The sequence below is a fragment of the Alphaproteobacteria bacterium genome (genome assembly GCA_017308135.1).
GTDB lineage: Bacteria > Pseudomonadota > Alphaproteobacteria > CACIAM-22H2 > CACIAM-22H2 > Tagaea.
Window position 1 is genome coordinate 425,302 of the sequence record JAFKFM010000008.1, and the last position, 12,141, is coordinate 437,442.

General features: G+C 66.8%; 11 protein-coding genes. 6 read left to right on the forward strand and 5 right to left on the reverse strand.

Going from position 1 to position 12,141, the window contains the following annotated elements; translation table 11 throughout:
- The first annotated feature begins 910 nt into the window (after nt 1–910).
- Entirely contained in the window at nt 911–4,159 is a 3,249-nt protein-coding gene (locus J0H39_10405; protein ID MBN9497155.1) for an error-prone DNA polymerase, read from the forward strand.
- Here the strand turns inward: J0H39_10405 and J0H39_10410 are convergent.
- Nucleotides 4,156–4,611: a MaoC family dehydratase gene (locus J0H39_10410; GenBank protein ID MBN9497156.1), complete on the reverse strand. Its 456-nt coding sequence runs from the start codon at nt 4,609–4,611 to the stop codon at nt 4,156–4,158. The two genes, J0H39_10405 and J0H39_10410, sit on opposite strands and share 4 nt — an antisense overlap.
- Before the next feature lie 5 nt (nt 4,612–4,616).
- Nucleotides 4,617–4,946 carry a DHCW motif cupin fold protein gene (locus J0H39_10415; protein MBN9497157.1) on the reverse strand — a complete coding sequence of 110 codons (330 nt, stop codon included), beginning with the start codon at nt 4,944–4,946 and terminating at the stop codon, nt 4,617–4,619.
- Here J0H39_10415 and J0H39_10420 point away from each other — a divergent pair.
- The 4 genes from J0H39_10420 to J0H39_10435 all read left to right on the forward strand — a co-directional run bounded on the left by J0H39_10420 (nt 4,930) and on the right by J0H39_10435 (nt 9,042).
- Nucleotides 4,930–5,172 carry a hypothetical protein gene (locus tag J0H39_10420; protein MBN9497158.1) on the forward strand — a complete coding sequence of 81 codons (243 nt, stop codon included), beginning with the start codon at nt 4,930–4,932 and terminating at the stop codon, nt 5,170–5,172. The genes J0H39_10415 and J0H39_10420 overlap by 17 nt on opposite strands.
- Nucleotides 5,169–6,533 (forward strand): amidase, encoded by a 1,365-nt coding sequence (locus J0H39_10425; GenBank protein ID MBN9497159.1) that lies wholly within the window; start codon nt 5,169–5,171, stop codon nt 6,531–6,533. Before J0H39_10420 ends, J0H39_10425 begins: the two co-directional genes overlap by 4 nt.
- Nucleotides 6,534–6,614: 81 nt before the next feature.
- Complete coding sequence (locus J0H39_10430) at nt 6,615–7,730, forward strand: outer membrane beta-barrel protein (protein ID MBN9497160.1); 1,116 nt, start codon at nt 6,615–6,617, stop codon at nt 7,728–7,730.
- 193 nt (nt 7,731–7,923) lie between these two features.
- Nucleotides 7,924–9,042 carry an outer membrane beta-barrel protein gene (locus J0H39_10435; GenBank protein ID MBN9497161.1) on the forward strand — a complete coding sequence of 373 codons (1,119 nt, stop codon included), beginning with the start codon at nt 7,924–7,926 and terminating at the stop codon, nt 9,040–9,042.
- Between the two features lie 150 nt (nt 9,043–9,192).
- Here J0H39_10435 and J0H39_10440 read toward each other — a convergent pair whose 3' ends face one another.
- Complete coding sequence (locus J0H39_10440; protein MBN9497162.1) at nt 9,193–9,696, reverse strand: hypothetical protein; 504 nt, start codon at nt 9,694–9,696, stop codon at nt 9,193–9,195.
- A 135-nt stretch (nt 9,697–9,831) separates the two neighbouring features.
- Nucleotides 9,832–10,770: a 2-hydroxyacid dehydrogenase gene (locus J0H39_10445; GenBank protein ID MBN9497163.1), complete on the reverse strand. Its 939-nt coding sequence runs from the start codon at nt 10,768–10,770 to the stop codon at nt 9,832–9,834.
- Nucleotides 10,771–10,873: 103 nt separating this feature from the next.
- Between J0H39_10445 and J0H39_10450 the strand changes: the two genes are divergently transcribed.
- Nucleotides 10,874–11,695 (forward strand): aspartate dehydrogenase, encoded by an 822-nt coding sequence (locus J0H39_10450; GenBank protein MBN9497164.1) that lies wholly within the window; start codon nt 10,874–10,876, stop codon nt 11,693–11,695.
- Here the strand turns inward: J0H39_10450 and J0H39_10455 are convergent.
- Nucleotides 11,692–12,105 carry an OsmC family protein gene (locus J0H39_10455; protein ID MBN9497165.1) on the reverse strand — a complete coding sequence of 138 codons (414 nt, stop codon included), beginning with the start codon at nt 12,103–12,105 and terminating at the stop codon, nt 11,692–11,694. The two genes, J0H39_10450 and J0H39_10455, sit on opposite strands and share 4 nt — an antisense overlap.
- Nucleotides 12,106–12,141: the final 36 nt, after the last annotated feature.

The window sequence follows — 12,141 nt, forward strand, 5'->3', positions numbered from 1 at the left end:
CGCACATCGCGCCCGGCGAAACGCGCACCGCCCTCGCCGATTATCCGCCCGCCGCCTTGCGTCTATCGCCCGATATTCTCGGCGATCTCGACCGGCTGGCCTTGCGGCGCATCGCCGATCTCGCCGCCCTGGTGCGCGCCAACGATCCGCGCCGCGGCCTCGACGCGCGGTTCGGGCCCGAACCGTTGCGCCGCTTGCGCCAGGCCTTCGGTGACATCGACGAACCGCTCGATCCCGACATCCCCGTGCCGGCGATGCGCGCCCGCCTCGTTTTCGCCGAGCCCGTGTCGACGCCCGAAGATCTCGCGCGCATCGTCGAACGCTTGGCGCTCGAACTCTGCGCCAAGCTCGAAGCCGCCGAGCTCGGCTTGCGGCGCGCGCGTCTGATCGCCCTACGCGCCGACGGCACGGCCGCACATCTCGCACTAGGCACCAGCCGGCCGATGCGCGACGCGAAAGCGCTCGTGCGGCTCTTCGCCGAACATCTACCCAAGCTCGATCCCGGTTTCGGCATCGATACGGCCTTGCTCGACGCCGAAATCGCGAGCAAGCTGAGTTTGCGCCAAAGCGCCATATCGCTGCCGGATGGCGATCCCGATCTCGGCGAGCTTGCCCCGCTGGTCGATCGCCTGATCAACCGCCTGGGGGCCGCGAGCGTCGTGCGCTTGGCGCCGTTCGAAAGTCACATTCCCGAACGCGCGCAGATCCGCCTGCCCGCCCTTGGCAGCGTGCCGGCGCATTTGCGTAGCGCCAAGCCGCCCGCCAATCCGCGCCCGCTGCGCTTGTTGGCGTGGCCCGAGCCGATCGAGGCGTTGGCCGAACTGCCCGACGGGCCGCCGCGCCGTTTCCGCTGGCGCAAGCGTCTGCACGACGTGGTGCGCGCCGAAGGGCCCGAGCGGATCGAGCCCGAATGGTGGCGGGCCCCCGCGCCGCCGCGCGATTACTTCGCGATCGACGATCGCGAGGGCCATCGCTTCTGGGTCTATCGCGAAGGGGCCGCCGGCGGTTTGCGCTGGTTCCTGCACGGGCTGTTCGCGTGACAACCCCTCTCTACGCCGAGTTGGGCGTCACGACGAATTTCAGCTTCCTGCGGGGCGCTTCGCATCCCGAGGAATTCGCGCGCCAAGCCCAAACGCTCGGCCTCGCCGCCATCGGCATCGCCGACCGCGCGAGCTTCGCGGGCCTCGTGCGCGCCCATGTCGCGGCGAAGGAAGCGGGCATCAAATTGCTGATCGGCGCACGGCTCGATCCCACGGACGCGCCGCCGCTGCGCATCTTCGTCAAAGACAAGATCGGTTACGCGGCTTTGTCGCGCGCGATTTCGACGGGCCGTTTGCGCGCGGGCCATAACAAAGGCTGCGTGCTGACCCTCGCCGAACTCGAAACCTTGCGCGGCCATGCGCTCGTGCTCGCCCTCGAACCGCGCGGCTTGAACGAACTCCGCAGGCTATTCGGCCGCGACGCCTCTCTCGCCGTCGCGTGCCGTTTCGACGGCAACGACGCCGCACATCTGGCCGAATACGCGGCCGCCGCACGTGATGCGCAACTGCGCCTCGTCGCGACCAACGATGCGCATTATCACGTCCCCGAACGGCGGCGTTTGCACGACGTGCTGGCTTGCGTGCGCGAGGGAACGACGATCGACCAAGCGGGCTATCTGCTCGCCGCCAATGCCGAGCGGCATTTGAAAACGCCCGCCGAAATGGTGCGGCTATTCCGCGATTATCCCGATGCGATCGCGACGACGGCCGATATCGCCGCCGCCTGCACGTTCTCGATGGACGAGCTGCGCTATCTCTATCCCGAATTGCCCGACGCCGAACCGGGATCGAGCCAAGCCACCCTCGAACGCCTGACGCGCGAAGGGGCGCGGAAACGCTATCCCGACGGCGTGCCCGCGAAAATCGCCGACCAGATCGCGCGCGAATTGGAAATCGTCGCGCGGTTGGGCTATGCGCCCTATTTCCTGACCGTTCACGACATCGTCGTGTTCGCGCGGTCGCGCGGCATTTTGTGTCAGGGGCGCGGCTCGGCGGCGAATTCGGTGATCTGCTTCATCCTCGGCATCACCGGCGTCGATCCCGAGCAGATCGACGTGTTGTTCGAGCGTTTCGTGTCCGACGCGCGCGACGAGCCGCCGGATATCGACGTGGATTTCGAGCACGAGCGGCGCGAGGAAGTGATCCAGTTCATCTACGAACGCTACGGCCGCACGCGCGCCGGCCTCGCCGCGACGGTGATTTCCTATCGCACGCGCTCGGCCTTGCGCGACGTGGGCAAGGCGCTGGGCCTGTCGGAGGACGCGGTGCAAGCGCTGTCGGGCTCGGTCTGGGGCCGGTCCGACGGTTTGCAGGATGCGCATGTGCGCGAGGCCGGGCTCGACCCCGATCAGGAACGCTTGCGCTTGGCGCTGGAACTCGCGCGCGAATTGCGCGGCTTTCCGCGCCACCTCTCCCAGCATGTCGGCGGCTTCGTGATCGCGCGCGGCCGGCTCGACGAACTCTGCCCCGTCGTCGACGCGGCGATGGAGGCGCGCACCATCGTCGAATGGGACAAGGACGATCTCGACGCGCTCGGCATCCTCAAAATCGACGTTCTTGCGCTGGGGATGTTGACCTGTATTCGCAAAGCATTCGATCTGATCGTCGACGCGGGCGGCGAGCGCTACACCCTCGCCGACGTGCCGCGCGACGACGACGGCGTTTACGACATGCTGTGCAAGGCGGATTCGATCGGCGTGTTCCAGGTCGAAAGCCGCGCGCAGATGAGCATGCTGCCGCGCCTCAAGCCGCGAACCTTCTACGATCTGGTGATCGAAGTCGCGATCGTGCGCCCCGGCCCGATCCAGGGCGACATGGTCCATCCCTATCTGCGCCGGCGCGAAGGCAAGGACCCGGTCGAATATCCCAAGCCCGAATTGCGCGCCGTTTTGGAGAAGACCAAAGGCGTGCCGCTGTTCCAGGAACAGGCGATGAAGATCGCCATCGTCGCGGCGAATTTCCAGCCGTCGGAGGCCGACGCACTGCGCCGCGCGATGGCGACGTTCAAACGCCACGGCGACGTGCATCGCTTCCGCGACAAATTCGTCGGCGGCATGATCGCCAACGGCTACACGCCCGACTTCGCCGAACGCTGCTTCAAGCAGATCGAAGGCTTCGGCAATTACGGCTTTCCCGAAAGCCACGCCGCGGCCTTCGCGCATCTCGTTTATGTCTCGGCGTGGCTCAAACGCCGCCATCCGGCGGCGTTCGCGGGGGCGCTGATCAACAGCCAGCCGATGGGCTTCTACGCGCCCGCCCAGATCGTGCGCGACGCGCGCGAACACGGCGTCGCCGTCCATCCGCCTTGCGTCAACGCCAGCGACTGGGAATGCAAGCTGGAGGATGCGAACACGCTGCGCTTGGGGCTTTGCCAGATCAAATCGCTGTCGCAAGCGGCGGCCGAGGAATTGATCGAACGCCGCCCGCCGAATGGCTGGCAAGGCCCGCATGAATTGGAGTTCCTGCCCCAACGCGATCGCGCGGCCTTGGCCAAAGGCGATGCGTTCGCGTCGCTCGATATCGGGCGGCGACCGGCCTTGTGGCAGACGATGACCAAGAAACTCGCCCCGTTGCCCTTGTTCGCGAACCTGCCCGCGAAAGCCGAGCCCTTGCCCGATCTACCGGAGATCGGCCCCGGCGAGGCGGTCGCCCTCGACTACACGCATCTGCGCCTATCGCTGAAGGCGCATCCGGTCGGCTTGTTGCGCGGCGTACTGGCGAGAACCGGCTTACGGCCCTGTTCGGCGCTGGCCACGGCGCGCGACGGTTCGACGATCGCGGTCGCGGGACTGACATTGATCCGCCAGCGGCCGGGCACGGCCAGCGGCGTCATCTTCATCACGCTGGAGGACGAAACCGGCATCGCCAATCTCGTCGTCTGGCCGGCGGTGTTCGAGCGCTTCCGCGCGGTCGTGCTGGGCGCGCGGCTGATGGCGGTGCGCGGCGCCGTGCAACGCGAAGGCGACGTGATCCATGTGATCGCGCGCAAACTCGAATCCCGCGACGCGCTGCTGGGCCCGCTATCGTCGGGCGCATTCGACGCCGGTATCGCGCGCGCCGACGAAGTGCGCCGCCCGGGCGAAGACCGGCGCCGCTTTCCCAGCCGGGATTTTCACTAGATCGATACCGGCCGCCGCCAGACGAGCAGATCGCAGGTCATGATCTGCAACTCGTCGCCGTGTTGATTGCGGGTCGTGACGCGCGCTTTGAGCGTGCCGCGCTCGGGCCTGGAACGCGAGGCGCGCAGCTCCAGCACTTCGATCCGGATCGACAACACATCGCCCGGTCGCGTGGGGCGCGGCCAGGTCAGCGAACCGCCCGCCCCGATGATCCCGCCGGCGAGTTGCAGGCCGCTCTCGACGATCAAGCGCATCGTCATCGCCGCCGTGTGCCAGCCGCTGGCGGCGAGCCCGGCGAAGAACGTGTCCTTGGCCGCATCGGCATCCAGATGGAATATTTGCGGATCGAACTGACGCGCGAAAGCGACCACGCTTTCCTCGGTCACCGCGATCTCGCCGTGCTCGAACACCTGCCCGACCGCGATATCCTCGAAATGGCGGCCATCGATCATTCGCGTCAATCCACGATGAAGAGTTTAGCGCCGGTCGCGGTGCGCGAGCGATGCGGCTCGGCGCCGTCGGCGACCTGATAGCTTTGCCCGGGCTTCAGCATGAATTTGCGCCCATCGGCGAGTTCGGTTTCCAGCTCGCCCGCGAGAACGAGCAGCACATGCCCCTTCTCGCACCAATGATCGGCCTCGTAGCCCGGCGAATATTCGACCATGCGCACGCGGATATCGGCGAAGTTCCGCGTGCGCCATTGCGCCTCGCCGGTCGTGCCCGCATGGCGCGTGGGCGTTACGTCGGCCCAATCGACCGTGGCAAAAGGAATGCCGCTCATCTTCATTCGGCGCTGGCTCCCAGGCTGCGTTTCGGTCCACCATAGCCGCATGGCCGATACCGACACCGCAACCGAAATTCTTGCCCGCGCGCGCATGGCGGGCTTGCATCGCTTCGCCGACCTTTACCCCGACGCGTTGATCCGTGCGGGCGAAGGCATGGCGCGCCACCTCGCGAATATCCCGGCGAGCGACGATCCGGCGATCGAGCCCGCGACGCGCTTCATTCCATGAGCGAGGCGTTGCACTATCTGACGATCGTCGAGATCGGGCGGCGCTATCGTTCCGGCGCGCTCAGCCCCCGCGATTACGTCGAACATCTGATCGCGCGGGTGAAGCGGCTCGACGGCAAGCTCAACGCCTTCCTGCATCTGGACGAACGCGCCGCGCGCGACGCCGCCGACAAGGCCGGCGCCGAACTTTCGGCGGGCCATGATCGCGGCGCCTTCCACGGCATTCCCGTCGGCATCAAGGATATCGTCGCGGTCGCGGGCGACGTGACGACCGCGCATAGCCGCGTCCACGATCCCAGCCCTGAAACGCACGACGCTGTCGCCGTCGCTTCGTTGCGCGCGGCCGGGGCGTTTCCCTTCGGCAAGCTCGCCTTGCACGAACACGCGCTCGGCGGGCCCGCCTTCGATCTGCCCGCCTCGTCCGCGCGCAATCCCTGGGATCTATCGCGCATGCCCGGCGGCTCGTCGAGCGGTTCGGGTGCGGCGTTGGCCGCCGGTCTGCTGCCCGCCGCGATCGGCACGGATACCGGCGGCTCGATCCGCGGGCCCGCCGGTTTCTGCGGCATCGTCGGTTTGAAACCGACTTACGAACGCGTCAGCCGCCAAGGCGTGTTGCCGCTCGCCTGGTCGCTCGACCATATCGGGCCGATGACGCGCGACGTGCGCGACAACGCGCTGATGCTGAACGCGATGACGCACGGCGGCGAGGATTTCGCGCGCGAGATCGGGCAGCCGATCGCGGGTATGCGCGTCGCCTATGCCAAGCTTTGGCACACGCGCGATGTCCCTTGCGAACCGGCCGTCGCGCAAGCGATGGACGCAGCGGCCGAACGCTTGCGTCGCTTGGGCGCCGAATTGGTCGAGATCGATCCCGGCGAGTTCGCGGCTTACGGATCGACCAATTGGACGATCCTCGCCGCCGAGGCCTTCGCGGTGCATGAGAAGGTTCTGCGCGAACGCCCCGAGGATTACGGCGCGCGCGCGAGAGAGTTGTTCGCGGCGGGCGCGTTCGTTTCGGCCGCCGATTACATCCGTGCGCAACGCGCGCGCGCCACATTGAAGGCGAATCTCGACACGATCCTCGACAGCCACGACGCGCTGCTCTGCGCGGGGGCGGGGTTGCAGCCTTGCGCGATCGACGATCCCGCCGCGATCGCGCGCTTGCTGGGATCATCGTTACGCGGCGCTTTCAACTTGAGCGGGCATCCCGCGATCGCGCTTCCCGCCGGCTTCGATACGCGAGGTTTGCCGCTGCATGTGCAGTTGGCGACGGCAACAAACAGCGAAGCGAAACTTTATCGTCTCGCCGCCGCGTTCGAAGCGGCCGATACCGATAAGAGACACCCCGCTGAATTCGCCTGACCGGCATTCGAGTCGTCCTTGGGCGACTCGGAACCCGTGTGACAGGGTGCTGTGGATAACCTCGAATCGGTACGGTTCCACATGCGCTTGCACATTCTATCCCCAGTCCTCTTGGCCGCGTCGGTGCTGGCCTTCTCGGCCACGCTTCCGCTCGCGTCCAACGACGTGCACGCGCAGTCCCGTCCGCAATTCTCGGAAGGCATCTATGTCGGCGCGGGTGCGGGCGCGCACAAGCCGCAAAGTGCGGATGTTTCGCGCGCGGGCGGCAATGGCGGCGGCGTCGATCTCAAAACCGGTTTCGCCGGGGCGGCGGCGGTCGGCTACGCGTTCGGCAACGGTCTTCGCGCCGAAGTGGAATTGGCGCATCGCCTGTCGAAAGCCAAATCGGGCGCGTTCGGCCAGCCCGCGTCGGGCAAGCTCGACGCGACCAGCGTGATGGTCAACGGTTTGTACGACATCGCGACCGGTACGGATTTCGTGCCCTATGTCGGCGGCGGTGTGGGTGCCGCGCGATTGCGCGCCGATAATTTCGGCGCGCTGCCCGGCGGCGTGACCGTCGGCGGCAACGACACGGTCTTCGCGTATCAAGGCATTGCGGGCCTCGATTATCTGATCGATCGCAACGTCGCGATCGGTGCTTCGTATCGTTACTTCGCCACGCAGAAGGCCGAGATCGGTACGTCGGCCGGCGACACGGCGAAGATCCCCTATCGCGATCACGCCGTGTTGGTCGGCATGCGCTGGAGCTTCGGCGCGCCCGCGACCCCGGCGCAGCCGGTTCAAGCCCAAGCGCCCGCGACGCCCGCACCGGTTGCGGCACCGCCCGCCGCACCCGCCTTGCCCGCCCCGGCCGCTGCGACGGCCGGCCCGCGCCAATTCACCGTGTTCTTCGATTTCGACAAGGCCGATATTTCGGGCGACGCGAACCGCGTGCTCATTCAGGCCGCCGATTCCGCGAAGTCGGGCAGCTTCACCCGCATCACCGCGACCGGCCACACCGACACGATGGGCACGCCGCGCTACAACATGGCGCTGTCGATCCGCCGGGCGAACGCCGTGCGCGACGTGCTGGTCCGCGAAGGCATTCCCGCCTCGGCGATCGTCGTGATCGGACGCGGGGAAACGCAATTGCTGGCGCCCACGCCGGATCAAACGAAAGAACCGCGCAATCGCCGGGTTGAAATCGTTATTGAATAATGGCTTACAAGGTGTTTTTAACCGCAATTCGAGCGTGACCTTCGCGCCACACTCGCCGAAGAACAACCATCACTCTCATTTTGCGCTGGGCACCCCGGCAAGCCTTTGTGATACATAATCGTTACGCGAGTCGGTACGCCTTACCGTCGCGCCGAGTTTTTGGTTCTAAGTTTCGAAAGAAGAGGAACACGAGATGCGCTTGCGCACCGCCCTTTTGACTGCCGCGACCGTCATCGCGCTGGCCGCCCCCGCCGCCGCGCAGAGCACGACCGGTTTCTACATCGGCGGCGGCGCCGGCGTGAACTGGCTCCAGGAGCAGGGCGGCAGCACGAGCCCGGCGATCGCCAACACGAATAGCGATTTCAAAACCGGTTACGGGCTGCTTGCGGCGCTCGGCTACGGTTACGCCAATGGCTGGCGCACGGAAATCGAAGCCAACTGGCGCGACAACAAGGTCGACGGCGTTTCGCGTAACTCGGTGGCGCAGACGACCCCGGGCGGCAACACGAGCACGTTCGGCCTGTTCGGCAATGCGCTGTATGACTTCAACCTCGGCTCGCCGTTCGTGCCGTATTTGGGCCTCGGCCTCGGTTGGGTCCGCTCGAATGCGGAACTCAAGGGCGGTGGCCTGACGATCGCCGACGATCATGACGATCTCGCCGGCTACCAGCTGATCGCGGGTGTGGCCTATCCGCTCGCCAGCCAGTTGAAGGTCACCCTCGACTATCGCTTCCTGTCGACCTTCTCGAAGCCGGAATACTCGACGACGGCTGCCTACCGCGCCGCCAATGCCGGTCAGAACACGGTCACACTCGACCGTCCGATGAACCACTCGATCATGCTCGGCCTGCGTTACGAGTTCGGCGCACCCGCGCGTCCGGCCCCGGCCGCTGCTCCGGCGCCGGCCCCCGTCGCCGCGCCGGCGCCCGCCCCGGCACCGGCCCCCGCTCCGGCGGCGGCCCCGGCCCCGGCTCCGCAGATCCAGCGTAACTTCCTCGTCTTCTTCGACTTCGATCGTTCGAACCTGACGCCGGAAGCGACCCGCATCATCGGTCAGGCCGCCACGGCATCGCGCCAGGGCAACGTCACGCGCATCACCGCGACGGGCCACACGGATACGTCGGGCACGCCGCAGTACAACCAGCGTCTGTCGGAACGCCGCGCGGCCGCCGTGCGCGACGAACTCGTCCGCCAGGGCATCCCCGCGAACCAGATCGTTACGGTCGGTCGCGGCGAAAGCGAACTGCGCGTGCGCACCGCCGATGGCGTGCGCGAGCCGCAGAACCGCCGCGTCGAGATCGTTCTCCAGTAACGATCCCGCCTCACGGCGCTACGGAACAGGGCCGGTCGCAAGACCGGCCCTTTTTCGTTGGGCTCTTTGATTTCGCGCAAAGAGAAAGGGCCGGTCTTGCGACCGGCCCTTTTTCATTCGGCGCTGGCGCGCGAGGGCGACCCGCGCGTGTTAACGCGCCAACGCGTACTGCATGGCCGGATCGCGGCCGCATTGCTCGCCGGTGCGCAAGCTCCCCTCGCGGCCCAGATTGGCGACATAAGCGCCCAGGCGCCCGCGCTCGACCGCCGCGATCGCGTCGAACAGCTTGTACGACGTCTCGCAGAAATCGGCCGCCCCCAGCGAGCGGTTCGACGCGTCGTTGGCCAGCGCCGTGGTGAAGGTGTCGTAGCGGCGCTGGGCGTTGCCGCCCGTCCGGCCGAAATGCTGCTGGATCACGCGATTATGGCGCTGCAGCTCGGCCGAATGCCGATCGATGAAGCTATTATAGGCGGCCTCGTGGCTGACCGCGCGCCGGCACGACAAAGTCGCAACCATCAGCTCGGTCTGCAGCATACGGGCCTTGATCGCGACGGCTTCGTCGTTGGTCAGGCAGTTGGCGTTTTGGGCGATGGCGACGCCGGCGCTCAGCAGCGTGGCCAGAGCGGTACCGGCGAGAATGGAACGGAATCGCACGCGGGTTTGCTCCTCGAAAAAGGTCGCTTCTTATACATCAGCGGCCGCGCCATAAAAATCCTCTTGGCGTAACCGATAAACGGCTGAAATCGGCCGAAATTCCGTACCGGCAAGGCTTGCGGCGGACGACTCGCGTCAGCCCGGGACCGGCGTCGGGAGCTTTCGGCCCTCGAAATGCGCCGTCACGTTCTCGAGCATCAACCCGGCCATCGCCGCTTCGGATTCCGGCGCAAGCCCCGCGACATGGGGGCTCAGCACGACATTCTCCAGCGCCGCGAGTTCCGGCGGCACGGCGGGTTCGCCGTCGACCACGTCGAGCCCCGCCCCGGCGATCTTGCCGGACTTCAGAGCATCGATCAGGGCGGCCTGGTCGACGATGCTGCCGCGCGCGATGTTGACGAGATAGCCTTCGGGCCCCAAGGCCGCGAGCACCTCGGCGTTCACCAGATGGCGTGTGCCCGGACCGCCGGGCGAAGCGATCGCCAGGAAGTCGGCCCATTCGGCCAGCGCCACCAGGCTGGGGAAATAGGTCCCCGAAGCGCCTTCGACCGGCCGGCGATTGTGATAGCCGATCTTCATGTCGAAGCCGCCCGCCCCGCGCTTGGCGATGGCGGCCCCGATCCGCCCCATGCCGAGAATGCCGAGCTTCTTGCCCGTGATCGTCGGGCGCATCTGCTTGCCCTTCGACCAGTCGCCCGTCCGCGCGATGCGGTCGCCCGGCACGATCAAGCGTGCCGTCGCCATCAACAACGCCATCGCGTGATCGGCGACGGAGGTCACGTTGGTGCCGGGCCCGTGCGTGACCGCGATGCCGCGCGCACGCGCCGCCGCGACGTCGATATTCTCGTAGCCCGCACCGATCGCGCAGATGATCTCCAGATTGGGCATGCGGGCGATATCGGCGGCCGAGAACCCCAGCGTGCCGAAGGTCAGCACGCCGCGGAATTCGGCGCCGCGCGTCGCGATGATTTCGGCGTGATTCTCGACGGCCATATGCAGCGCGAAACCGGCCGCTTCGAATTGCGGCACGAATTTCGGGTCGAGGGGCAGCGTGACGAGCAGCGGAATGGGCATATGACCTCGGCGTCGAAAAGCGAAGCCCGGATCATGCCCCGATCGCGGCGCGATGCAAGCAAGCCTTGATCGCAAACCCGTCCTGCGCTCCACTGCGCGCCGCATGAACAATCCCTCTCCCACGCTGAAAATCGGCATCGTCGGCACCGGCGCCATCGGCACCGCCGTCGCCGCCCGCCTCGCCGCCGGCGAACCGCGTCTCGCCCTTGCCGGCATGGCCGCGCGTGATATCGCCAAGGCCGAAGCGGCGTTGCGCGCCAAGTCGATCGTCACACCGGTGATGTCGGTCGCCGATCTCGCCCGGCACGCCGATCTGCTGGTCGATTGTGCGGCGGGTGCGGCGTTGCGCGACGTGGCGCTGGCTGCCTTCGCGCAAGGCAAGTCGCTGGTCACGGTCAACGCCGCCGCGTTGCTCGATCATATGGACCTTGTCGACATCGCCGCACGCAACGGCGCGAAACTGATCGTCGCGACTGGCGCGTTGCTCGCGCTCGATGCCGTCGCCGCTGCGGCGCTCGGCCGGATCGAACGCGCGACGATGCGCAATCGCAAGCCGCCCAAGGGCTGGTCGGGCGCGCCCTATGTCGTCGCCAACAAGATCGATCTCGACGCGATCGACAAGCCGACGCGCATTTTCACCGGCACGGCGCGCGAAGCGGCGAAGGGGTTCCCGGCGAACGTCAATGTCGCGGCGGCGTTGAGCCTTGCGGGGCCCGGCCCCGATCGCACGCAGGTGGAGATCTGGGCCGAGCCGGGCTTGACCCGCAACGTTCACGAATTCGACATCGTCGCCGATTGCGTGAAATTCTCGGTCTCGACCGAAGGCCTGCCCTCGCCCGACAATCCGAAGACCAGCGCCATCGTGCCGCTGTCGGTGCTCGCGACGTTGAAGCGCCTCGTCGATCCGCTGCGGATCGGGACTTAAGCGGCGACCGTCTCGATCGCCTTCTGCCCGAGCAGGAATTTATGCACCGGGCAATGCTCGGCGATCTGGATCATGCGCGCGCGTTGCTCGGCATCGAGATCGCCGTCGAGCGTGATCGCGCGCACGATCCGGTCGATCTTGCCCTTGCCGTCGGGCGCGGCGATCTTTTCCATCGTCACGCGCACGCTGACGTTTTTGAGCGGCCAGCCTTTGCGATCGGCATACATGCGCACGGTCATCGACGTGCACGCCCCCAGCCCCGCCAGCACGTATTCGAAAGGCTGCGGTCCCGCATTGCCGCCGCCATCGGCGACGGGCTCGTCGCAGATCAATTCGTGGCCCGAGGCCTCGACTTTATTGGCGTATTTCACGCCTTTTTCGCTGACGACAACCGGACCCGGACCGGACATGGCATTCCCCTGCGGCTTCGGACTAAACTCGCCGCC

Bases quoted from the DNA above. Each gene is read 5' to 3' on its own strand.
- J0H39_10430 (MBN9497160.1), top strand. From the start codon at position 6,615: ATGCGCTTGCACATTCTATCCCCAGTCCTCTTGGCCGCGTCGGTGCTG.
- J0H39_10405 (MBN9497155.1), top strand. From the start codon at position 911: ATGGTGGCGGGCCCCCGCGCCGCCGCGCGATTACTTCGCGATCGACGA.
- J0H39_10425 (MBN9497159.1), top strand. From the start codon at position 5,169: ATGAGCGAGGCGTTGCACTATCTGACGATCGTCGAGATCGGGCGGCGC.
- J0H39_10455 (MBN9497165.1), bottom strand. From the start codon at position 12,105: ATGTCCGGTCCGGGTCCGGTTGTCGTCAGCGAAAAAGGCGTGAAATAC.
- J0H39_10415 (MBN9497157.1), bottom strand. From the start codon at position 4,946: ATGAAGATGAGCGGCATTCCTTTTGCCACGGTCGATTGGGCCGACGTA.
- J0H39_10445 (MBN9497163.1), bottom strand. From the start codon at position 10,770: ATGCCCATTCCGCTGCTCGTCACGCTGCCCCTCGACCCGAAATTCGTG.
- J0H39_10420 (MBN9497158.1), top strand. From the start codon at position 4,930: ATGCCGCTCATCTTCATTCGGCGCTGGCTCCCAGGCTGCGTTTCGGTC.
- J0H39_10435 (MBN9497161.1), top strand. From the start codon at position 7,924: ATGCGCTTGCGCACCGCCCTTTTGACTGCCGCGACCGTCATCGCGCTG.
- J0H39_10410 (MBN9497156.1), bottom strand. From the start codon at position 4,611: ATGATCGATGGCCGCCATTTCGAGGATATCGCGGTCGGGCAGGTGTTC.
- J0H39_10450 (MBN9497164.1), top strand. From the start codon at position 10,874: ATGAACAATCCCTCTCCCACGCTGAAAATCGGCATCGTCGGCACCGGC.